Annotated in this window: 20 protein-coding genes and 1 pseudogene; all 21 read left to right on the forward strand. The window is 47.2% G+C overall.

What is annotated here, in order from left to right; translation table 11 throughout:
- Positions 1 to 61: 61 nt before the first annotated feature.
- The 21 genes and pseudogenes from ACO08K_RS20865 (at position 62) to ACO08K_RS20965 (ending at position 22,883) form a co-directional block, all read left to right on the forward strand.
- Complete coding sequence (locus tag ACO08K_RS20865; protein ID WP_421798406.1) at positions 62 to 3,292, forward strand: T9SS type A sorting domain-containing protein; 3,231 nt, start codon at positions 62 to 64, stop codon at positions 3,290 to 3,292.
- Between the two features lie 202 nt (positions 3,293 to 3,494).
- On the forward strand, positions 3,495 to 9,089 hold the full coding sequence (locus ACO08K_RS20870) for an ice-binding family protein (RefSeq protein WP_421798407.1): 5,595 nt from the start codon (positions 3,495 to 3,497) through the stop codon (positions 9,087 to 9,089).
- 175 nt (positions 9,090 to 9,264) lie between these two features.
- A complete protein-coding gene (locus ACO08K_RS20875) occupies positions 9,265 to 9,555 on the forward strand; it encodes a YtxH domain-containing protein (protein ID WP_421798408.1) in 291 nt (96 codons plus the stop codon).
- Positions 9,556 to 9,636: 81 nt separating this feature from the next.
- Positions 9,637 to 9,978, forward strand: coding sequence for a hypothetical protein (locus tag ACO08K_RS20880; RefSeq protein WP_421798409.1), 342 nt, complete (start codon positions 9,637 to 9,639; stop codon positions 9,976 to 9,978).
- 8 nt (positions 9,979 to 9,986) lie between these two features.
- The gene (locus tag ACO08K_RS20885) at positions 9,987 to 10,394 is read left to right on the forward strand and encodes a hypothetical protein (protein WP_421798410.1); all 408 of its coding nucleotides are present in this window, start codon (positions 9,987 to 9,989) and stop codon (positions 10,392 to 10,394) included.
- Between the two features lie 36 nt (positions 10,395 to 10,430).
- A complete protein-coding gene (locus ACO08K_RS20890; protein WP_421798411.1) occupies positions 10,431 to 11,093 on the forward strand; it encodes a PIG-L deacetylase family protein in 663 nt (220 codons plus the stop codon).
- A complete protein-coding gene (locus ACO08K_RS20895) occupies positions 11,071 to 11,199 on the forward strand; it encodes a hypothetical protein (protein WP_421798412.1) in 129 nt (42 codons plus the stop codon). Before ACO08K_RS20890 ends, ACO08K_RS20895 begins: the two co-directional genes overlap by 23 nt.
- Before the next feature lie 19 nt (positions 11,200 to 11,218).
- Positions 11,219 to 12,415: a glycoside hydrolase 100 family protein gene (locus ACO08K_RS20900; RefSeq protein ID WP_421798413.1), complete on the forward strand. Its 1,197-nt coding sequence runs from the start codon at positions 11,219 to 11,221 to the stop codon at positions 12,413 to 12,415.
- A 33-nt stretch (positions 12,416 to 12,448) separates the two neighbouring features.
- Positions 12,449 to 13,249: a DUF305 domain-containing protein gene (locus ACO08K_RS20905; protein ID WP_421798414.1), complete on the forward strand. Its 801-nt coding sequence runs from the start codon at positions 12,449 to 12,451 to the stop codon at positions 13,247 to 13,249.
- Positions 13,246 to 13,429, forward strand: a pseudogene (locus ACO08K_RS20910) (Thivi_2564 family membrane protein). Before ACO08K_RS20905 ends, ACO08K_RS20910 begins: the two are co-directional and overlap by 4 nt.
- A 105-nt stretch (positions 13,430 to 13,534) precedes the next feature.
- Positions 13,535 to 14,179: an OmpA family protein gene (locus ACO08K_RS20915; RefSeq protein WP_421798415.1), complete on the forward strand. Its 645-nt coding sequence runs from the start codon at positions 13,535 to 13,537 to the stop codon at positions 14,177 to 14,179.
- A gap of 183 nt (positions 14,180 to 14,362) precedes the next feature.
- Entirely contained in the window at positions 14,363 to 14,899 is a 537-nt protein-coding gene (locus tag ACO08K_RS20920; RefSeq protein ID WP_421800573.1) for a porin family protein, read from the forward strand.
- A gap of 15 nt (positions 14,900 to 14,914) precedes the next feature.
- Positions 14,915 to 15,769, forward strand: a complete 855-nt coding sequence (locus tag ACO08K_RS20925) for a universal stress protein (protein WP_421798416.1) — start codon at positions 14,915 to 14,917, stop codon at positions 15,767 to 15,769.
- 36 nt (positions 15,770 to 15,805) lie between these two features.
- Entirely contained in the window at positions 15,806 to 16,330 is a 525-nt protein-coding gene (locus ACO08K_RS20930; protein ID WP_421798417.1) for a ferritin-like domain-containing protein, read from the forward strand.
- A gap of 22 nt (positions 16,331 to 16,352) precedes the next feature.
- A complete protein-coding gene (locus ACO08K_RS20935) occupies positions 16,353 to 16,820 on the forward strand; it encodes a PA2169 family four-helix-bundle protein (RefSeq protein ID WP_421798418.1) in 468 nt (155 codons plus the stop codon).
- 214 nt (positions 16,821 to 17,034) lie between these two features.
- Positions 17,035 to 17,598 carry a helix-turn-helix domain-containing protein gene (locus ACO08K_RS20940; protein ID WP_421798419.1) on the forward strand — a complete coding sequence of 188 codons (564 nt, stop codon included), beginning with the start codon at positions 17,035 to 17,037 and terminating at the stop codon, positions 17,596 to 17,598.
- A gap of 91 nt (positions 17,599 to 17,689) precedes the next feature.
- Entirely contained in the window at positions 17,690 to 18,157 is a 468-nt protein-coding gene (locus tag ACO08K_RS20945) for a hypothetical protein (protein ID WP_421798420.1), read from the forward strand.
- Positions 18,158 to 18,303: 146 nt separating this feature from the next.
- Positions 18,304 to 18,825 carry a cupin domain-containing protein gene (locus ACO08K_RS20950; protein ID WP_421798421.1) on the forward strand — a complete coding sequence of 174 codons (522 nt, stop codon included), beginning with the start codon at positions 18,304 to 18,306 and terminating at the stop codon, positions 18,823 to 18,825.
- 168 nt (positions 18,826 to 18,993) lie between these two features.
- Complete coding sequence (locus ACO08K_RS20955) at positions 18,994 to 19,167, forward strand: hypothetical protein (RefSeq protein WP_421798422.1); 174 nt, start codon at positions 18,994 to 18,996, stop codon at positions 19,165 to 19,167.
- Between the two features lie 313 nt (positions 19,168 to 19,480).
- A complete protein-coding gene (locus ACO08K_RS20960) occupies positions 19,481 to 20,524 on the forward strand; it encodes a pesticidal protein Cry7Aa (RefSeq protein ID WP_421798423.1) in 1,044 nt (347 codons plus the stop codon).
- A complete protein-coding gene (locus tag ACO08K_RS20965) occupies positions 20,517 to 22,883 on the forward strand; it encodes a glycosyltransferase (protein WP_421798424.1) in 2,367 nt (788 codons plus the stop codon). Before ACO08K_RS20960 ends, ACO08K_RS20965 begins: the two co-directional genes overlap by 8 nt.
- Positions 22,884 to 22,886: the final 3 nt, after the last annotated feature.

The following is a 22,886-nucleotide window of genomic DNA, read 5'->3' on the forward strand; positions in this document are numbered from 1 at the left end:
TCGGTTTCTAATTCACTCACCTTTGGGGACAAGAATAACTCACATTGTAAAATTTAAAAATTTGAAAACTTCACTACCCAATGCACTAACTGTTATTGCATTATTGTTAATCCCCCTTCTTAGCTTTGGGCAGGCACCAAACCTGAGGGCCTCTTCCAGTTTTGCCCATTTCACCGCAGCTGATAATGCGTTGATTTCTGGAAGCATTGAAGGTACTGAGAGCCTTCAAGACACCTGCCTCATCAAGGGCAATTCCTTCATTTGCCCGGGGCGTCCAGTTCAACTTTGTGCACCCGCACTTGCAGATGCTTATTCGTGGAGTAATGGAGATACCACCAGATGTACCTACGTAAGTTTACCTGGTACCTATTCGGTTACCGTCACTTTTGTTGGCGGCACGGTCAGCACTTGCAGCAAAACCGTCACTTTAACCGAGGAAACCACTTGTGAGATCACCGGTAACACGGCGATTTGTCAAGGACAAACAACCAAGCTCTGTGCCGCGGTTGATGGCGCAGTTGACTATTGGTGGAGCACAGGTGAACAAACCCAATGTATTAACGTGACTGCTCCCGGTACCTATTCGCTTACTGTCACTACTGAGGGTGGCTGTACTAGTGTTTGTAGTAAAACGGTTACGCTCAGCCCGGCATCTTGTGAGATCACCGCGAGCAATAGCTCGCCGTGTGTTGGACAAAGCACCGATATTTGTGTGCCCACTGGCGCGTTGAGTTACCGCTGGAATACGGGTGCGACGACGAATTGCATAACGGCAAACACCTCCGGTAACTATTCCGTAACCGTTACCTATGCAGCTGGTTGCACCAGCGTTTGTAGTAAGACGGTCACCATTGGCCAGGTAGCCACCTGCCTGATTACCGGCCCTGACGTCATCTGCCCAGGCCAAACTGCAAAACTTTGTGTACCCGCAGGTGCTAGTGACTATTGGTGGATCACGGGGGCACAAACCCAGTGTATCGATGTGACCACCGCGGGTACCTATTCGGTGACCATCACCGACGCCAATGGCTGCAAAAGTGAATGCACCAAAATCGTCACACTGAGTGGACCAGATACCTGTTTGATCACTGAAACGGTCATTTGCCCAGGCCAAAGCACCCGCCTTTGTGTACCACTGGCGGGCGCAAGTGACTACTGGTGGATCACCGGAGCACAAACCCAGTGTATCGATGTGACTACGTCAGGCACCTATTCAGTAACCGTGACAGACGCCAATGGCTGCAAGAGCGAATGCACCAAGATTGTGACCATGGGTGAAACAGCCAACTGCCAGATCACTGAAACCGTCATCTGCCCTGGCCAAACGACCAAGCTTTGTGCAGACCTGGCGGGTGCTACAGATTACTGGTGGATCACCGGAGCACAAACGCAGTGCATTGACGTGACGACAGCTGGCACCTATTCGGTAACCATCACCGACGCCAATGGCTGTAAGAGTGAATGTACCAAAATCGTGACGATGGGTGAAACAGCCAATTGCCAGATCACTGAAACGGTCGTCTGCCCTGGCCAAACGACCAAGCTTTGTGCAGACCTGGCGGGTGCTACAGATTACTGGTGGATCACCGGAGCGCAAACCCAATGTATCGACGTGACCACAGCGGGCACTTATTCGGTAACCATCACCGACGCCAATGGCTGCAAGAGCGAATGCACCAAGATCGTGACGATGGGTGAAATAGCCAACTGCCAGATCACTGAAACCGTCATCTGTCCTGGCCAAACGACCAAGCTTTGTGCAGACCTGGCGGGTGCTACAGATTACTGGTGGATCACCGGAGCGCAAACGCAGTGCATTGACGTGACCACAGCGGGCACCTATTCGGTAACCATCACCGACGCCAATGGCTGCAAGAGTGAATGCACCAAGATCGTGACGATGGGCGAAACAGCCAACTGCCAGATCACTGAAACTGTGATTTGTCCCGGCAAAACGACCAAGCTTTGTGCCGACTTGGCGGGCGCTAGCGACTACTGGTGGATCACCGGAGCGCAAACCCAATGTATCGACGTGACTACAGCAGGCACCTATTCGGTAACCATCACCGATGCCAATGGCTGCAAGAGCGAATGTACCAAGATTGTGACGATGGGTGAAACCGCTAATTGCCAGATCACAGGAGCGGATGTTATCTGTCCCGGCCAAACAACCAAGCTTTGTGCCGACCTGGCGGGTGCTAGTGACTACTGGTGGATCACGGGTGCACAAACGCAGTGCATCGACGTTACTACGGCGGGCACCTATTCGATAACCATAACCGATGCCAATGGCTGCAAGAGTGAATGCACCAAAATTGTCACCATGAGTGAAGGCGCCACTTGCGTGATCACTGGTGATGAAGTCATCAGCCCAGGGCAAAGTACTCAACTTTGTGTAGCAAGCGGGGCTTTGACTTATCGGTGGAGCACAGGCGCAACTACGAATTGCATCACCGTAAATGCAACAGGAACATATAGCGTGACCGTCACCTATGCAGGAGGCTGCACCAGCGTTTGTAGCAAGACAATTGCAATGGTTTCAGGGATTAATTGCATCATCACGGGCAATGATTTTATTTGTCCAGGTCGATTGGCTCAACTTTGTGCACCAGCTCTTGCTGAAGCTTATTTGTGGAGCAATGGAGACACAACCAGGTGTACTTACGTAAGTGCTGCTGGTACCTATTCGGTTACCGTCACTTATGTGGGAGGCATGGTCCGGACTTGTTTCAAAACCATCGGTGTAAACGAAAATACCACTTGTGAAATCACGGGTGATACCATCTTTTGCCCAGGCAAAACTACTCGCCTTTGTGCAGCAGTTGATGGCGCAATTGACTACTGGTGGAGCACCGGAGAACAAACCCAGTGTATTAACGTCACTGCTCCAGGTACCTATGGGCTTACCATCACCACCGAGGGGGGCTGCATGAGCTTCTGTAGTAAAACAGTTACACGGTGCCCCGATCCCATTAATTTTACAGAAAAATCCATTGTAGAGAAGCAAGTTAATCAAAGCGATGGCAACATTCGGGTGAGAATATACCCTAACCCAATTTATGCCAAAACAATGATTGAATTTCAAAACACGGATTCAGATGCCGATGTCCTGATCGATATTTATTCCTCAACCGGAAGTAAAGTCGCCACTGTGTTTAATGGCGAGGTTGAAAAGAATGTACAGTACAATACTGAATGGAATGGTGAAAGTCTGGTCGGTGGAATTTACTATTGCCGAATTGTCAATGGCCGCCAAATTACCTACAAAAAGCTGATTCTAATCAAGCAATAATTGTTTTCTTTTCTCTTCTTAGGGTTGGAGCCAAACGAGGTTCCAACCCTAATTATCAAAAAAAGGTCAATGATTTAACTTCTATCTTTAGAAAGAATAAGTGTGATATATGTAACTCTTTCCTGGAATAGTGTAACGCTTTCAATTTCAGATTTATAAATCTTTGGAACTAATAATAGTTCACTTTGTAAAATTTTTAAACTTGAAAACTATACTACCCAATGCATTAACAGTTATCGCGCTATTGTTAATCCCACTTCTTACCTTTGCGCAGGCACCAAATCTGGGTGCTTCCTCCAGTTTTGCACTTTTCAGTGCTGCTGGATCCTTTACCAACGATGGAGCTACCGTAGTTACAGGCAATATTGGCACCAATGTTGGCGCATTTTCTGGCTTTCCGCCTGGAATTGTGATCGGTGGCATTCATGTAGCCGACGCGCTTACTGCACAGGCAGCTGCTGATCTAGCCACTGCATATGGTGAATTAAGTACCGTACTTTGTGGGCAAGTGATCGGAACTACACTGGGTAGCGGGCAAATCCTTACCCCGAACGTGTACTGTCTGGGAGGTGCCTCATCCTTGAACGGCGAGTTGATCCTGGATGCGCAAGGAGACCCAGGCGCCATCTTCATTTTTAAAATAGATGGTGCCTTATCCACCACGACATTGTCAAGGATAACCTTAATCAATGGTGCCTCGGTTTGTAATGTCTATTGGCAAATAAATGGAGCAGTTGAATTGGGACCAGGGTCCAGTTTTGCGGGTACCATTCTTGCCGCAGGAGCGATCAGTTTTTTGGAAGGCGCATCATTTACTGGCAGAGGCCTTACCACCGAAGGTGCGATTTCATTGCATAATAACATGATTACTGGATTGTCACCAGTCGCTTCAATCATTACCAGCAGTGGAGCAATCACATTCTGTGCAGGAGGTAGTGTAACCCTTTCAGGAAACATTGGCGGTATCTGGAGTACGGGTGCGACGACACCTTCGATCACAGTGACTACAAGTGGGGACTACTATGTGACCAATAGTGCTCCTTGTGGCTCTGTACAATCCAACCACATAGTGGTTATGGTTAATCCCCTGCCTAGTTGCACCATTTCAGGCAGCGATGTCATCTGTGGCGGTCAACCTACGGAATTATGTGCACCAGCTGGTGCCGCAAGCTATTTATGGAACACGGGCGCAAGTACCCGTTGTATCACTGTAACTACGGCCGGGACTTATTCGATAACGGTTACCAGTGCAAGCGGCTGTGTAAACATTTGCAGCAAAATTTTGGTCGACAGCCCTTTGCCGATTTGTGCCATCACGGGCAATGCCGCGATTTGTACAGGCCAGTCCACCCAACTCTGTGCCAGCGGTGGTACCGGTTATTTGTGGAGCACGGGTGCCAGTACGACTTGTATTGATGTAAGTGCGGCAGGTACCTATACGGTTACGGTGACCAATGCCAATGGTTGTAGCAGCACTTGTAGCCAGGTCGTCACCGTCAACCCTCTGCCGATTTGTGCGATTACGGGCAATGCCACGATTTGCGCAGGCCAGTCCACCCAACTCTGTGCCAGTGGCGGTGCCAGTTATTTGTGGAGCACGGGTGCCAATACCAGTTGTATTGATGTAAATGCGGCTGGTACCTATACGGTTACGGTAACCAATGCGAGTGGCTGTAGCAGCACTTGTAGCCAGGTCGTCACCGTCAACCCAGTGCCGATTTGTGCCATCGCAGGCAATGCGGTGATTTGTGCGGGCCAATCCACCCAACTCTGTGCCAGTGACGGCACCAGCTATTTGTGGAGCACGGGCGCAAGTACCAGTTGTATCGATGTAAGTGCAGCTGGAACATATACGGTTACGGTGACCAATACTAGTGGCTGTAGCAGCACTTGTAGCCAGGTCGTCACCGTCAATCCCTTACCCATTTGCCTGATTACGGGCAATGACGCGATTTGCCAGGCAGGGCAATCCAGCGAACTGTGTGCCAGTGGAGGTGCCAGCTATTTGTGGAGTACCGGAGCAAGTACCAGTTGTATCACCATCAATGCCGCCGGAACCTACAGCGTTACAGTGACCAATGCAAGTGGTTGCAGCAGTACTTGTAGCAAAACCATCACCATTAATCCACAGCCAGTTTGTACGATTGCGGGCAATGACGCGATTTGTGCCGGCCAATCTGCTCAGCTCTGTGCAACTGGAGGTGCCAGCTATTTGTGGAGTACCGGAGCAATTACCAGTTGCATCACGATCAATGCCGCCGGAACCTACGGGGTGACGGTGACCAATGCCGATGGTTGCATTAGCACTTGTAGCAAAATCATCACGATCAACCCGCTACCCGTTTGCCTGATCACGGGCAATGACGCGGTTTGTGTAGGTCAATCGATCCAGCTGTGTGCCAGTGGCGGTACCACTTATTTGTGGAGCACTGGTGCGAGTACGAGTTGCATCAACGTAAGTACCGCCGGAACGTACAGTGTTACAGTGACCGATGCGAACGGCTGTAGCAGTACTTGTAGCAAAATCATCACCTCCAACCCGCTGCCCATTTGCCTGATCACGGGCAATGATGCGATTTGTATAGGCCAATCCACCCAACTCTGTGCCAGTGGCGGCACCAGCTATTTGTGGAGTACTGGCGCGAGTACCAGTTGTATCAACGTAAATGCGGCTGGAACCTACAGCGTTACAGTGACCGATGCGAATGGCTGTAGCAGCACTTGTAGCAAAATTATCACAGTTAATCTGCTGCCCATTTGCCTGATTACGGGCAATGATGCGATTTGTGCCGGCCAGTCCATCCAACTATGTGCCAGTGGAGGTACCGGTTATTTGTGGAGCACTGGTGCAAGTACCAGTTGCATCAATGTCAATGCTGCTGGAACGTATACTGTTACGGTGACTAGCGCTAGTGGTTGTATTAGTATTTGTAGCAAAACCATCAATGCCAGCCCATTGCCCATCTGTGCAATTACGGTTAATAATTTAGGTTGTGAGGGTCAATCCACCCAATTGTGTGCTAGCGGCGGTACCAGTTACCTGTGGAGCACGGGCGAGACTACGAGTTGTATCAACGTAAATGCCAGCGGAACCTATACCGTTACGGTGACCAATGCCAGTGGCTGTTTTAGTAGTTGTAGTGAAACCATCACGATTACCCCGCTGCCAGTTTGCCTGATCACTGGCAACGATGCCATTTGTGTCGGCCAATCGACCCAACTATGTGCCAGCGGCGGTACCAGTTATTTGTGGAGCACGGGCGCGAGTACGAGTTGCATCATTGTAAATGCCGCCGGAAATTATTCGGTCACCATAACGGATGTAAATGGTTGTACCAGTACTTGTAGCAAGTTGGTCACCGTCAGTCAGGTGGCTTCTTGTTTGATCACCGGTCAAGACGCGATCTGCGTTGGACAAAGCACTCAGCTTTGTGTGCCCCCGGGTGCGACGAGCTACCTGTGGAGCACCGGTGCGACCACGAATTGCATTACTGTCAATGAGGTTGGTACCTACAGTGTTACCGTGACCAATGTAGGAGAATGTACGAGTGTTTGTAGCAAAGAAATCAGACGCAGTCAATCAAGCACTTGTCTGATTACTGGTGAAGACCTGATTTGCGTTGGCCAAAGCACTCAGCTTTGTGTGCCAAGCGGCGCAGTGCGCTATCTCTGGAGTACGGGAGCGACTACGAACTGCATCACTGTCAATGCGGTGGGTACTTATAGCGTGACCGTTACCGAGGCAGAAGGTTGCACAAGCGTTTGCAGCAAAACAATCAAACTAAGTCAAGAAACCAATTGCCTCATCACCGGCTACAATACAGTTTGTGATGGCCAAAGCACTCAACTTTGTGTGCCAACAGGCGCATTGAGTTACCTCTGGAGTACAGGAGCGACCACGAATTGCATCAGCGTAAATGCTGCTGGAACTTATAGTGTAACCCTTACCTATGCGGGGGGCTGTTTCAGTACTTGTAGCAAAACAATTACGCTTAGTCCAGCCGTCAGCTGCGTAATTACTGGCAATTCATTCATTTGCGAAGGGCGTATAACTCAGCTTTGTGCACCTGCGCTTGCGGATGCTTATTTATGGAGCAATGGTGCTACGACCAGATGTCTCTATGTAAGTTTACCCGGTACGTATTCGGTTACCGTCACTTATGTCGGAGGCTGTGTCAGTACTTGTAGCAAAACCATTACTTTGAGCGAACAAACCACCTGTGAGATCACTGGCAACACGGTGCTTTGTCAAGGACAAAGCACCAAACTCTGTGCAGCAGTCAATGGCGCAATTGACTATTGGTGGAGCACTGGAGAACAAACCCAATGTATTAACGTGACCACTCCTGGCACCTATTCGCTTACCATTACTACTGCGGGTGGCTGTATGAGTTTTTGCAGTAAAACCGTTACACTTAGTCCGGCATCCTGTGAGATCACGGGCAATAGCGCCTTGTGCGTGGGACAAAGTACCGAGCTTTGTGTGCCAACAGGCGCATTGAGTTACCGTTGGAATACGGGTGCAACCACGAATTGCAACACCGTGAATACTGCGGGCAACTATTCCGTAACTGTTACCTATGCGGCTGGTTGTACCAGCGTTTGTAGCAAGAGGGTTACCATAGGCCAAGTAGATACCTGCCTGATCACCGGCCCCGACGTCATTTGTCCAGGCCAAACCGTTCGGCTTTGTGTACCACTGGCGGGAGCGATTGACTATTGGTGGATCACCGGAGCACAAACCCAGTGCATCGACATAACCACAGCGGGCACCTATTCGGTGACCGTAACCGACGCCAATGGCTGCAAGAGTGAATGCACCAAAATCGTCACGATGCGTGAAGGCACTCCTTGCCTGATCACCGGAGCAGATGTCATTCGCCCAGGTGAAAGCGCACAACTTTGTGCAGCAAGCGGGGCTTTGGCGTATCGCTGGAATACCGGCGCGACTACGAATTGCATCACCGTAAATGCGACAGGTACTTATAGTGTAACCCTGACTTATGCGGGAGGCTGCACCAGCGTTTGCAGCAAGACAGTTGGAATGCTTTTAGGGATTAACTGCATCATTACGGGCAATGCATTTATTTGTCCAGGGCGATTGGCTCAGCTTTGTGCACCTGCACTTGCTAAAGCTTATTTGTGGAGCACAGGAGACACAACCAGGTGTATCTACGTAAGTTCCGCTGGTACCTATTCGCTTACCGTCACTTATGTCGGAGGCATGATCCGTACTTGTTCCAAAACAATTGGGGTAAACGAAGATACTACTTGTGAGATCACTGGTGATAGCCTGCTTTGCCTGGGCAAAACTACCCGACTCTGTGCCCCTGAAGGTGCGATCGATTATTGGTGGAGCACTGGAGAACAAACCCGTTGTATAGACGTGGTTTCTCCGGGGACCTATTCACTTACCCTTACTACTTCGGGTGGTTGTGTCAGCTACTGCAGTAAAACAGTTACACGTTGTCCCAATCTCCTTAATTTTTCAGAAAAATCCATTGTGGAGAAAGGAATTCAAAGTGACGGCAATGTACTGGTAAGGATCTATCCTAACCCACTGTATGCCAAGACGATGATTGAATTTCAAAATACGGATTCAGACTCCCATGTGTTGATCGATATTTATACCTCGACAGGCAGTAAAGTCGCCACTGTATTTAATGGTGATGTTGAAAAAAATGTACAGTACAATACCGAATGGAATGCAGAAAGTCTGGCCAGTGGAATTTACTATTGCCGAATTGTCAATGGCCGCCAGATTACCTACAAAAAACTAATTCTGATCAAGCAATAATCATTAGGGTTGGAGGCAGATCTGTCTCCAACCCTTACCTACCAAAAACCAATCAGTGAATGATGTAACTCTTGCGAAGAATTGTGTAATGCTTTCCCAAGAGGAATACTGCACCTTTGTAGAGAGAAGTTAGTTCACTTCTAACACGTTTATAATCAATTTAAAAACGAAAAGCATGAGTATAGGTAAAGTTTTGATGGGTGTAATGGCTGGAGTTGCAGTTGGTACCGCCATTGGTGTTTTGTACGCACCTGACAAGGGCTCTTCTACCCGGCAGAAAATTTCTAAAAAAGGGAATAAGTATGCTGAAGATCTGGGCAATAAGTTCAACGCGTTTGTAGAAAGTGTCAACAAAAAAATTGAGACCGTCAACAACGAAGTGCTGCGGATGACCCAAAACGGCAAAGCCAAATTGGAAGAAGCTGAAAATGACTTGCTTGCTAATTCCAGCAGACAAGCGAAATAAACCAACCCAATCAACAAAATCCAATAGGCGCCTAGTGGTGCTTATTGCTTTTTGTTGGAGCCACACCAAACACAAGCAAGTATGGAAACACCAATCGACTCAGTAGAACTGCTTTTTGAAAGTTTGGAAACCTATAGTAAAACAACTTTTGAGCTTGCCAAACTCAAAGCATTGGAATCCTTTAGCAAAGGTATTGCGGCATTATTTGCCAAAATAGGAGTAGTGATTATGCTTTTACTGTTTGGGGTGCTTTTGAGCATTGGTGCATCATTGATGTTGGGAGAGTTACTGGGGAAAACCTACTACGGTTTTTTCGTCGTGGCAGGTTTTTACCTCATTTTGGGGCTCCTGGCTCATTTTTTCCTATACCATTGGATCAAAGGTCCAATCGGCAATACCTTGATTAACCAAGTCTTTCAATAAAACCAGTGATGCAAAAAATAGATTCAACAAGTTCGCTGAGTGAGAATATCCTCGAATTGGAAGCCCGTCGGGCTGAAGAAGGAAAGATGTTGAAGGAGCACGCAAATCAAGCTTACGAAAACATCAAACCCATCAACCTCATCAAAAATACTTTTAAAGAGGCCCTTGCCGCGCAGGATTTGCGGACGGACATCATCAATCTGTCGCTTGGTTTGATTGCTGGTTACGTATCCAAACGGGTGTTTTCTGGCCTGGAGGACAGCCCTTTGAAAAAATTACTGGGTACTTCCTTGCAATTTGGCATTACGCTATTCATTCTCAAAAACCCAGAAACCATTCAGGCGATTGGCAATGGGATTGTAAATTTTTTCAGTGGTGATCAAGACCAGGATCAGCAGATTGAGGCTGGTGATTGAGGATTTAGTTCCAAAATTTGACCACAACTTTTATCCATGATCCAAGTACCCCGAAAACGGGTCGCTCTTATTGTTGCGCATCCAGACGATGAAACTTTATGGGCGGGCGGAACCATCCTTACTCACCCCAACTGGGAATGTTTTATTGTGTGCCTTTGTCGAGGTAGTGATCCCAAACGGGCACCCAGATTTGAACAAACCCTGGTTTTGCTCCGGGCAGAGGGAATTATGGGTGACCTGGATGATGGGCCTGAACAAATACCGATCCCCGATTTTGACCTTCAACAAGCTATACTTCAGCTCTTACCTGCCATCCATTTTGACCTGATCATCACCCATCATCCTGCTGGGGAATACACCAGACATCTTCGGCACGAAGAAACCAGCAAGGCCGTAATTGAACTTTGGTATGCGGGCAAAATAATGGCTACTACACTTTGGTTTTTTGCTTTTGAGGATGGAGCCAAAGCCTATTATCCCAAAGCAGTCCCGAATACCTCGATCTGCCACCGACTATCACGCCTGATTTGGCTCAAAAAATACCGCCTGATTACCAAAACCTACGGGTTTGATCCCAAGAGTTGGGAAGCCTTAACCACCCCTTCTACAGAATCATTTTGGCAGTTTTCTGATCCAAAACGGGCTGTACATTGGCTCAACAACAAAGGTGTTCACTATGAAAGTACTCTTACTGTATGAATACCCCCCTTCGCCAGGTGGGCTGGCTACGCCAGGTGACCTCCTTTACCGGGTAGTTGCCCGGCGCTTTGTACAAATCATGCAGGACAGACTAGGTATTGCTTAAACCCGGCTTAATATAAAACATGCAAACAATCAATTGGCAAACGATCGAACTAGCAAAAAAGGCCGCACTGGAAGTGCTGCTTTACAATGCCAAGGGACCCCACTTTGGTTTGCCACGTACGGCTGCCTGGGGTTTTCCCGAACCCTATACCCGGGATTTGATGATTTCGATTTTGGGCATAGCGGTATCCAAGAATGACCAATTGTTTGAAAGCATCCGCAGCGTATTGCACGCCTTGGCCCTGAACCAGAGCGATCGAGGGCATATTTCTTCTTTGGTTCACAATCCCGACGATAGGGGCTCAAGTGACACAACCCCCTTGTTTTTAATCGGGGTAGCGGTGTTCCGAAAAATGACCGGGGAGCACGAGTTTTTGCATGAAGCAACTCAGAAAGCCCTAACCTGGATGGAGTACCAAAGCCCTTCTGATTTTTACCTTGTTGCTCAGCAACCCACCAGCGATTGGCGCGATGAGCAATGGGTACTTGGCCACGGGCTATTTGTCAATACCCTCGTGTACACTTACCTGCGCCTCTTGGGGCAACCCGAAAGAGCCGAGCACTTGCGCGAGGAAATGCGGCATTTTGCCATCCGTGAAGCACCCTGCCATCAACACGTCCATGAAAGGCTGGTTTTAACCAATAAGCCTTACTACGCTTTGTGGTCTTTCAAAATTCTTAGCAGTGAACGTTTCGATCTACTGGGCAATAGCCTGGCGATTCTTTCGGGCATCGCTTCGCCCTCAAGGGCCTGGGAGATCATCTCCTGGATTGAGAGCGAGTGCATCGGGATGCAACACCGCGGTGAACTAGCCTTGAATTTGCCGCCCAACTTTTTCCCTTTTGTTCAACCCGAAGATCCCGATTGGAATTGGCGTTACCCCGAGTTTAACCAACCTGGGAACTACCACAATGGCGGCATTTGGCCATTTGTTTGTGGTTTTTACATTGCTGCCTTGGTTGCGGCCAAAAAATACGAATTGGCCGAGGAAAAACTAATGGCACTGACCGAGAGTATCAAACTGGCCCATACCGCCAATGTAGACCATGGTTTTAATGAATGGATCAAAGCCCAGGATGGCCAACCCATGGGACAAGACTGGCAGACCTGGAGCGCCGCCATGTATCTCTATGCGGCCCATTGTGTGGAGCATAGAACAACCCCATTTTTTGAAGAAATGCGGCAGGAAACTGCCATTGAAGCAACTACCTATTGATTTACCGCCAAGCGGTTTATAAAAAAATACAACATGAATACGAAAATATCTATCCCGGCAATTGTACTGCTCCCCATTTTTTTGCTGTACGCTTGTGTGAACAACAATTCAAATGCAAGTGAAGTGGACGCCACTACACAGCCCGAGGCACCCAAAGATTCACTGGGCAACCCCAAAATGATCATGGACAATGACCTGATGCATGCACTGAGCGGCACTATGGCAAAAATGAACCAACTGGAGATGAGCGGAATTTTTGATCTCGACTTTGCCAACATGATGATCTTGCACCATCAGGCGGCCATTGACATGAGCAAAATAGAAATTGCTCAGGGCCGTGACGAACAAATCATCGAAATGGCGCAAAATATCCAGACCCTTCAAAGCGCTCAGATTGGACAAATGGAGCAGTTCATCGCCAACTACAAAATGCCCGTTACAAAGACGGGAACTACTGGAAACCAGCCGATCCTGGTTTTGATCATGAAAAGTATGATGAACAAAATGAACAACATGGCCATGACCGGCCATACCGATCAGGATTTTATCGCCATGATGATTCCCCATCACCGGTCAGCGGTTACGATGGCTGAAAATGAACTGAGGCACGGAAAGAGCCCGGAATTGAAAAAAACTTGCCCAACAAATGATCCAGGATCAAAAACGGTGAAATCGAAGAGTTCAAAGCCTGGCTCATCAACCATAAATAGCCCAATTTACCCAATTCTATCCCCTCAATCTGTGAATGATGTAACTTATTCCAACTACAGTGTAACGTGTAGGATACCTAACAGCCCTACCTTTGTGTACATCCTTTCAAAATCTTCATTATGACTCTCTTGAATATTATAATTGTCCTGGTTGTTGTTGGTCTGGTGCTTTGGTTGATCAATAACTACATTCCTATGGATCGTAAAATCAAAAGCATCCTCAATGTGGTGGTTTTTGATCGCAGTGGTGATTTGGTTATTACAGGCATTTGGGTTGCTAGGCGCCCTGAATGTCAAAATCTAATACCATTACACTGTGTAAAAATATTGTAGAGACGCACAGCCGTGCGTCTCTTGTCTTTGGTTTGAAGACCCACTCTGTGCGTCTCTACCTCAAATCTGAATTGTTATGAAAAAGATACTCCTATTCTTGATGTTGTTGAGCGTGTTTTTTGTGGGCTGCAAAAGTGCCCAAAAGGCCCAGACGACCGGAAAAACCAAATCCGGCATGAACAAAACCACCAAAGGTGCCGTCATTGGTGCTGCTTCTGGTGGGGTCATTGGCGCCATCATTGGCAACAAAAGTAAAAACACCGCCATTGGTGCCATTATTGGTGCTGCCGCGGGTGGTGCTGTTGGCGCAGTGATTGGTAGCAAAATGGACAAACAAGCCAAAAAGCTGGAAGAAGAACTGGGCAACGCCGCCACGGTAGAGCGGGTAGGAGAGGGGATCAAGCTGACTTTTAACAGCCAGCTCCTGTTTGACTTTGGCAAAGCCAATTTACTGGAGGCCAACAAACAAACCCTACAAACTTTTGCCACCACCCTGAATCAAAACCCCGACACTGATGTGCTCATCATAGGGCACACCGATAACGTAGGCTCCAATGCCTTCAATCAGAGCCTCTCGGAAAACCGCGCTGCTATGGTTTCCAACTATTTGATTTCCAATGGTGTGAGCACTTCCCGCTTGCGCACCCAGGGCTTGGGCGAAAACCAGCCTATTGCGGCGAATGATACTGAAGGGAAACCGTGCCCAAAATCGTCGGGTTGAAATTGCCATTTCAGCCAATGAAAAAATGAAGGCAGAAGCCAAACAAGAAGTTGGACAATAATTACCGGCGATTAGACTAGATCACAGTTAATGAATTTAAACCACTCAAAATAAAGTTTATGCAAATCTTGAAACTAAAAATCACCCTCATATTGGGCATCGGATTTATCCTCCTGATTCCCGCTGCTTCCTCAGCTCAAGTTAAATTTTGGTGTCCGCGCTGGCTTAAATGCCAGCAATGTTGCCTTTGGAGAGCTACCTGATCGCCGCGAGCGCTTTGGTTTACACGCAGGTGTGTTTGCCGACGTTCCGGTAGTATCAACTTTTATGTCGATACAGCCCGAATTGAGTTATTCCATCAAAGGCGCTGCTTTTGAATACCTGGGCAATAAGCAGAACCTGAAAATGGATTATGTGGATTTTTTGCTCCCCCTTGCCTTTAAACTAGGTGCAGTGGACATCCAGGTTGGCCCATTTGCTTCCTATTTGCTGTCTAAGCCAAATTATACCTCTTACACCGACAATGCACTTATAACCGATGCTTTTAACAAAATTGACGCGGGTCTTACTGCCGGTTTCAGCTTTAATTTTGACAAACTATTGTTGGGTATCCGCTACAACCAAGGCTTTGCCAATGTAAGCCAGGAAAATGCGCAACTCCTTTTGGGCAAAGGCAAAAACGCAGTAGGGCAAGTTTCTCTTGGTTATCGGTTCCAGTGAACAAGCAAAACATCCATGAAAAAGATCAAAAACATCATTGTTCCCACTGATTTTTCAATCACTGCCCGCAATGCATTCCAATACGCGCAAGGCCTGGCCGAAGCGCTTGATGCTACCTTGACCATCGTGCATGCCAAGGAGTATTTTTTTCCTACCTCGGAAGAGAACTTTGAGCCCTTCGCTGCATCGGAAGAAACCCAACTGGATGAGGCCTTTGCCATCTTCATCAAAGATAATGACACCATCGGCGCTGGGGTCATGACCAAAAATAAAGTAAAAACCCAAATTCTGCGGGGCAACGCAGTGGATAGTTTATTGGAATTGTCGGGCCAGGAAGATACCGATTTGATCGTGATTGGTACCACCGGACTACAGGATTTTTTATCCAGAATTTCTGGGTCTACTTCCCTCAAGGTGGCTACCAAAGCGCATTGCCCGGTTATCCTGGTACCCCGCGAAGCATCCTGGATGGGCATCGAGCGGATCATGTACACCAGCAACTACCGCTCGATGACCGCCAGTATGATTGGCGAGGCCACTGATTTTGCCCTTCAAGTTGAGGCAGCTACGCATTTTGTGCACATTGATAGCGCTGGTTATGAAGGTGATAGCAGTGTGGAAGCAATTCATTGGGACAAGCTTTTTTCCTCAATCAGCCCTCACTTGTCTTACCAAACGCATTCCCTGTACGGTACAGACATCATCAAAGAATTGGAAAAATACAGCAATGCGCATCGAATCAATCTGACGGTGTTCGTCAGCAAATACCGTGGCTTTTGGGAAAGTTTACTTTACAAAAGTGTCATTCAAAACATGGCCATTTCTACCGATATCCCCATGATGGTTCTCCATTTGGAGGACCAATGGTAGTAACATTCTATTCTTCATTCCCAATAAAAATTAACCATGCAGGATTCAAAAAATGCTAAAACGAAGTCGGCTAATGGTCTACGGACTTTGTTGATCGATCAACTGAAAGACATTTATTGGGCTGAGCAAGCGCTTACCAAGGCTCTTCCCAAAATGATCAAACATGCCAGCGATGAAAAACTGGTGAAAGCGCTAACCAAACACCTCGGGGAAACCGAAGGACAAGTAGTGAGGCTTGAAGCTGTTTTTTCTTCCATTGGTGAAAAACCAGAAGCTAAAAAGTGTGAAGCCATGTCTGGCCTCATCAAAGAAGCCGAAGAAATAATGAATAGCACCGAAGCGGGAGTAGTGCGCGATGCAGGGATCATTTTAGCTGGCCAAAAAGTCGAACATTACGAAATTGCCACCTACGGTACCCTTTGCGCCTTTGCCCAAACCCTTGGGGAGAAAAAAGCCTGTGCGCTCTTGCAAGAAACCCTGGACCAGGAAAAAGCCGCCGATGCCACCCTTTCTGCCATTGCTGAATCCTCCATCAACGCCGAAGCGGTCATGGTAGATTAGTTAACCACTTTAAATCCACAAAATGAAGCAAGATAAAGCGGTTGAGGTGTTTAACGCACTCATCAAGATCAACAACAACCGGATGGAAGGATATGAAACAGCCTCCAAAGAGACCACTGATGCTGATTTAAAATCCCTGTTTTTTCACCTGGCCCAGGCCAGCCTCAAATGCAAACGGGAACTCATTTACGACATTCGCAAGATGGGGGGAGAACCCCTTGAAGGCGAGGGCACTTTCAGCAATACTTTCTCCCAGGTCTGGAAGGACATCAAAGGTGTTTTTACCCAAAATGACCGCATCAGTCTCCTCAATTCCTGTGAATACGACGAAAATATTGCTGTAGATGCCTATTACGAAGCATTGAACAACAACCTCGAAATTCTGGGCTCAGAGCAACAAACGCTATTGAACAAGCAATACTTGTCGATCAGTGCCGGGCTCAGCAAGATCAGAACATTACGTGACAGTTTGGTAGAAGTACATAGCTGATTAGCTTAGAAATTGTTTTTAACAAGGTGTGATTTCGCGATTCATTGTGTGGGCGATTTCTTGCTTGCACAATGAATTTCATTTGAGTAAATGAATGACTAAACCCGGGCAACACAAAAAATGGTGGATGATTCCGGGTAGAGACGCACGGCCGTGCGTCTCTACTGAATGTTGAGGTAGGCTCCGAATTTGTAATGAAAAACCAACTAATAGCATGACTATCTACATCCAATATATGGTATCTACCCGCTGCAAAATGTTGGTGAAATCCGAACTAGACAACCTCGGCATTCCGTACAGCAAAGTGGATTACGGGGAGATAGAAATGCAGGAGAACCTTAGCACCGAACAATACGCTAAACTGGATCGAGCGCTCTTAAAATCTGGCCTGGCCTTGATCGATGACAAAAAAAACATCCTGATTGAAAAAATCAAACTCTGTGTCATGGATAGGATTCATCATTCTGAGGAGCCCCTCCTGATCAATTTTTCGGATTACCTCAGCGGTGAACTGCACTACAATTTCAATTACCTCTCCAAATTGTTTGCCGAGGTAAAGGGGACTACCATTGAGCAATACATCATTTTGCACAAAATAGAACGGATCAAAGAACTACTGCTGTACGATGAATTGAGTTTGAAAGAAATTGCCAATTTATTGAATTACAGCAGTGTAGCTCATTTATCTGGACAGTTCAAAAAAATGACCGGGCTCACCCCAATGGATTTTAAAAAAATGCGAGCATTTAAAAAACGCATCGCTTTGGAAAATGTGTGAATCGTGTAACTCTCTTCGGGAATTGTGTAACGCCTTATCTATTGAATAACTGCACCTTTGTACAGTGATAAAATTCAAACAACAACCTACTATGAAAAAACCAATTTTTAACCTCGCTATAGTAAGCGCCCTGATGCTCGGGCTCGTTTTTACGGGCTGCCAGACGCCAGAACAAAAAGCAGACGCAGCAGAAACCAATGTAGAAGAGGCAAAAAAAGACCTGGCCGAGGCCAAGGAAGATAAAATGACTGCCGATCAAAACGCAGTAGATGCAGCAGAATGGCAAAAATTCCGTACGGATACCGAAGCCAAAATCAAAGCCAATGAAGTCCGCATCGTTGAACTCCGCGAGAAGAAAAAAACCTCAGGCCAAAAGATGGATGTGGTTTATAGCCAGCGCATTGATACCCTGGAGCAAAAAAACATCGGCATGCGCACCTGGATGAACGATTACGAGAACTCCAATACTGACTGGGCTTTGTTCAAACGAGAATTCAATCACGATATGGATGAACTCGGCAAAGCCTTGAGAGACCTTGCGGTTGACAACAAGAACTAGGTCCAAGGTTATAAACATGAGTCATCCCAAATTTTTGGGATGACAAACCGCGGATGCGGTTGAATTTATCATAGCCCCGGTCGTCCGGGGTCATTTGGGTAGCAAAAGGTTTCGCAACCGCGGATGCGGTTGAATTTTTTGCTCAATTGAGTTCAACCACTGCCGTGGTTGCTGCCAATTTGACCCAACTATTTACCCCGGACGACCGGGGCTATGATAAATTCAATCGCTCCGCGATTAGGTTTATGCCCGACTTTGACTTTTCAAAAATTCGGGATGACTCATGTTTCACCTGGCTGAAAACCAATTGGGCCTTAAAAAGTAAAACTATGGACGCTCCTGAAATTGAAAAATCAAAAGTATTCATTACCGTGGAAATCATCGAATACGTCGCCAATGCCGTAGTCATCAAAACGGTACTCAAAAAATCAACAGGGAACATCAGCGTGATGTCGTTTGACAGTGGAGAAGGTTTGACGGAAAAGACCACGGCCTTTGATACTTTCGTACAAATCATCGATGGAACCGCCGAAATTGTCATTCGAGGTACGTCCCATTTTTTGACCACCGGACAGTCCATCGTTATCCCGGCCCATGCTCCCAACTATGTAAAGCCCAATGGTCGCTTCAAAATGATCTTAACCGTCATTAAAAGTGGCTATGAATAGCCCATAGAGAAAAAACAAATCTGTGAATAATGTAACTTATTGCCGGATTTATGTAATACTTTCTCCATACAAACCCCGTACTTTTGATTATCCCCAAGGGGCAAAGCCACAGGCCAGGCCCCGAATCAAGGACCCCAGTATTCACATACCAACCAAACACGAACCGAGATGAGTAAAGATAAAGGAAGTAAGAACCATAAAAAGAAACCAGCGGATAAGTCTGCTGGAAAAACAAAAGCCGGGTCTGATTACAAGTCGGAAGGCAGTAAGGAAAAAGACCCCAAGCTTGACGTATTTATTCCCAAACCCAATCCTAAGACCGGGAATAGCCCTAAGTCTTAAGTAAGCTCCCAAGGCTTGTTTGTTCTAGAGTGTTTTAGTGTCAGTGTGTCAGGTGTCTTGATCCGATGAGCTAGAAATAATGTGTGGCTGCACTGCACTGGTCTTTCGAAGCTAGGAAGATCAAGACCTGACCATTTTAAGCGCTGTTCGAAATTACCCCAAATTACCAACTGGTCACCCTATGTCCAATGTGGTGACGCAGTATAACCTTTGTAATCCCAATCATTACAGCACTCGGCCCAAGACTATCAAACTAGCCATTTGGTAGCCTTGGCTGTTTGTTGCTCCCTTTCCTTTTTCCAATCCAGTACCCATGGTAAACGTGATTAAACACGGAGTGATTCTGAGTAAAACTGAGCACACATTTGAAAATGAAGGGGTCCTGAACCCCGCCGCCATCCGCGAAGGCATCTTTGTTCACCTGTTTTACCGCGCTGTTAGCAAAGGCAACCACTCCAGCATCGGGTATTGTAAATTGGAAGGGCCAACAACCCTGATAGAAAGATGGGAAACCCCAGTGCTTAGCCCTGAATTTGATTATGAATCACATGGAGTTGAAGATCCCCGGATTGTCAAAATTGAAGAATTGTATTACCTTACTTATACGGCTTACAATGGTACCAATGCATTGGGTGCCTTGGCGATTTCCCGCGATTTGCAACATTTTGAAAAGCGGGGTTTGATCGCACCGAAACTCAGCTACCCTGAATTTAAACTCCTTGCAGAAGACAAGGGGCGAATCAACAAAAAATACCTTCGCTACAACGAACACCTGCATACCTCCGAAAATCAGGCGGATGAAGCATATCTGTGGATTAAGAATCTGATTTTTTTTCCTAGAAAAATCAACAACAAATTCTGCTTTTTGCACCGCATCAAACCTGAAGTACAAATTGTAGCAGGAGTTGAGGACTTGGCTGAACTCACTCCAGAATTCTGGCACAATTACTTTTTGAATTTTGATGAAGGCATCGTGCTCACCCCCAAATACGCCCACGAAGTCAGTTACATCGGTGGCGGATGCCCGCCCATTGAAACCGAGCAGGGTTGGTTGTTGATTTACCATGGAGTCCATGATACCCTGAAGGGATACGTGTACTCGGCCTGTGCTGCATTACTTGATCTGGAGGACCCACGCAAAGAAATTGCCCGCTTGCCCTACCCCTTGTTTGTACCTGCATACGCATGGGAGCTCAAAGGGGAAGTAAACAACGTGTGTTTCCCTACTGGAGCCGCATTATTCGAAGATACTTTATACATCTATTACGGAGCCGCCGACGAGCGTATAGCCTGCGCCTCGGTTTCTTTAACCGAGCTCTTGCAAGAGTTGTCGCTCAACTTAACTAAACATGAGTAATGAAATCGTTTTTGATGTTCAGGAGGAATTAACCAATACTTTATTGCCCACTTTTACGCCAAAAATAGCTGCAGAAATCCTGCTTCCAAAGGTGAAAATACCCGAAATTTTATTCATCACGACCTACCCTCCGCTGGAGTGTGGCATTGCCACTTATTCACAAGATCTCTTAAAAGCCCTGAAAAACCAATACCAACAGTCTTTTTCAATTAAGGTGTGTGCCCTGGAACCCGGTGCAGACATCCACGATTATCCCAAAGAGGTCAAATTTGTACTCGATACCAGCAACCCTGCGCAATACCTGGAAATGGCCCACGCCATCAATATTGACATGCAGATCGATCTGGTATTGGTGCAACACGAATTTGGCCTTTTTCAAGGCAAGGGAGAAGCCGCATTTTTGCAATTTTTATTTTGGTTGACCAAACCCGCTATTGTGGTTTTTCACACCGTATTGCCTCAGCCCGATGCCAACTTTAAAGGAAAAGTACAAAAAATAGCCAATGCCTGTGCCGCAATGATTGTCATGACCCAAAATGCCGCACATATTTTGATTGAGGATTATGGCATCGCTGCCGAAAAAATTGAAGTGATTCCCCATGGTACCCATTTGGTGCCCCACCGGGACAAAACCCTGCTGAAAGAAAAATATGGCCTCTCCAACCGCAAAGTGCTGTCCACCTTTGGCCTGCTCAATTCAGGGAAAGGCATCGAAACCACCCTCAGTGCCCTGCCCGCCATCATTGCTTTAAATCCTGAGATCGTTTTTCTGGTCATTGGCATCACCCATCCGGGTGTGATCAAAAGTGAAGGCGAGAAATACCGCAACATGCTGGTTGACAAAGTGCGGGAATTGGATCTTGCTGACCACGTCATCTTCATCAATCGCTACCTTCCTTTGGCGGATTTATTGGAGTATTTACAATTGACCGACGTTTATTTGTTTACCTCCAAAGACCCCAAACAGGCGGTGAGTGGAACTTTTTCTTACGCCATGAGCTGTGGTTGTCCGATCATTTCCACCCCAATTCCTCATGCCTTAGAGCTGCTGCGTGAAGACACCGGCATCATCATCGATTTCCAAAACCCGGTTCAATTGGCCGCGGGTGTGAATCGTTTGATGGGGGATGAAAATTTGCGTTTGGCCTTCCGTTCCAATGCCCTGCAACGCATTGTGCCTACCGCCTGGGCGAACTCAGCGATTGCCCATGCCCTCTTGTTGCAAAAAGTAGCCGGCCCTATGAATGGCATCAACCAACTCATCAAAGCACATCTGCATACCCCCCATCAAACCAACAAAATCGTTTTGAACAATCGTCTACCCCCAATCAACCTGGAACACATCCAAAAAATGACCACGGATTTTGGCATGATCCAGTTTTCCAAAATCAACCAACCCGATTTGGAATCGGGTTACACGATTGATGACAATGCCCGGGCGATGATTGCCCTGTGTATGCACTTTGAAGCTACTGGTGAAGTGTCGGATTTAAGCTATCTACAAACCTATTTGAATTTTATCCAGTTTTGCCAGCAGCCGGAAGGGGACTTTTTGAATTACGTGGACAAAGATTATCATTTTACGGCCCAAAACAGTGCCACCAACCTGGCGGATGCCAATGGTCGGGCCATTTGGGCTTTGGGTTACCTGATTTCACGGCGGGGCCTTCTGCCCGTAGCTTTGGTGGCTCAAGCTGAGGGGATTTTACAGCGCGCACTGCTGCAGGTGGAAGGAATGCACTCCACGCGGGCCATGGCTTTTGTGATCAAAGGTTTGTATTACAGCAACCTGCAAAAAAAATCCCTCCGCCACACCCGTTTGATCAAAACCCTGGCCAACCGCCTGGTGCAAATGTACCGCCATGAATCCGAACAACACTGGCAATGGTACGAAGGCTATTTGACCTACGCCAACAGCATTTTGCCCGAGGCCATGCTTTGTGCCTGGATGGCAACAGGTGGGCAGGTGTACAAGGAAACCGCCCAGGCCTCTTTTAATTTTTTGTTGTCGCGCACCTTTACCCCAACCGGCATCAAGGTGATTTCCAACCAAAGCTGGTTGTTCAAAGGTCAGGAAGCCGCCGTATACGGAGAACAACCCATCGATGTAGCCTATACCATTTTTACCCTCAGCAAATTTTACACAGTATTTAATGACGAAAATTATTTGCAAAAAATGCAAAGTGCTTTTGATTGGTTCCTGGGCAACAACCACCTGCATCAGGTTATCTACAACCCCTGCACCGGGGGCTGTTACGATGGCCTGGAAGAAACCCAGGTGAACCTCAATCAAGGGGCAGAATCTACCCTGAGTTACTTGATGGCCAGACTCACTATTGAAAAATACCTTAACCCATAGGCA

Source organism: Haliscomenobacter sp. (assembly GCF_965225875.1).
Taxonomy (GTDB): domain Bacteria; phylum Bacteroidota; class Bacteroidia; order Chitinophagales; family Saprospiraceae; genus Haliscomenobacter.

Excerpts from the sequence above, each read along its gene's own strand:
- ACO08K_RS20965 (WP_421798424.1), top strand. The coding sequence starts at position 20,517 with ATGAGTAATGAAATCGTTTTTGATGTTCAGGAGGAATTAACCAATACT.
- ACO08K_RS20940 (WP_421798419.1), top strand. The coding sequence starts at position 17,035 with ATGACTATCTACATCCAATATATGGTATCTACCCGCTGCAAAATGTTG.
- ACO08K_RS20955 (WP_421798422.1), top strand. The coding sequence starts at position 18,994 with ATGAGTAAAGATAAAGGAAGTAAGAACCATAAAAAGAAACCAGCGGAT.
- ACO08K_RS20930 (WP_421798417.1), top strand. The coding sequence starts at position 15,806 with ATGCAGGATTCAAAAAATGCTAAAACGAAGTCGGCTAATGGTCTACGG.
- ACO08K_RS20895 (WP_421798412.1), top strand. The coding sequence starts at position 11,071 with ATGAAAGTACTCTTACTGTATGAATACCCCCCTTCGCCAGGTGGGCTG.
- ACO08K_RS20900 (WP_421798413.1), top strand. The coding sequence starts at position 11,219 with ATGCAAACAATCAATTGGCAAACGATCGAACTAGCAAAAAAGGCCGCA.
- ACO08K_RS20875 (WP_421798408.1), top strand. The coding sequence starts at position 9,265 with ATGAGTATAGGTAAAGTTTTGATGGGTGTAATGGCTGGAGTTGCAGTT.
- ACO08K_RS20915 (WP_421798415.1), top strand. The coding sequence starts at position 13,535 with ATGAAAAAGATACTCCTATTCTTGATGTTGTTGAGCGTGTTTTTTGTG.
- ACO08K_RS20935 (WP_421798418.1), top strand. The coding sequence starts at position 16,353 with ATGAAGCAAGATAAAGCGGTTGAGGTGTTTAACGCACTCATCAAGATC.
- ACO08K_RS20905 (WP_421798414.1), top strand. The coding sequence starts at position 12,449 with ATGAATACGAAAATATCTATCCCGGCAATTGTACTGCTCCCCATTTTT.
- ACO08K_RS20960 (WP_421798423.1), top strand. The coding sequence starts at position 19,481 with ATGGTAAACGTGATTAAACACGGAGTGATTCTGAGTAAAACTGAGCAC.
- ACO08K_RS20890 (WP_421798411.1), top strand. The coding sequence starts at position 10,431 with ATGATCCAAGTACCCCGAAAACGGGTCGCTCTTATTGTTGCGCATCCA.
- ACO08K_RS20945 (WP_421798420.1), top strand. The coding sequence starts at position 17,690 with ATGAAAAAACCAATTTTTAACCTCGCTATAGTAAGCGCCCTGATGCTC.
- ACO08K_RS20885 (WP_421798410.1), top strand. The coding sequence starts at position 9,987 with ATGCAAAAAATAGATTCAACAAGTTCGCTGAGTGAGAATATCCTCGAA.
- ACO08K_RS20925 (WP_421798416.1), top strand. The coding sequence starts at position 14,915 with ATGAAAAAGATCAAAAACATCATTGTTCCCACTGATTTTTCAATCACT.
- ACO08K_RS20880 (WP_421798409.1), top strand. The coding sequence starts at position 9,637 with ATGGAAACACCAATCGACTCAGTAGAACTGCTTTTTGAAAGTTTGGAA.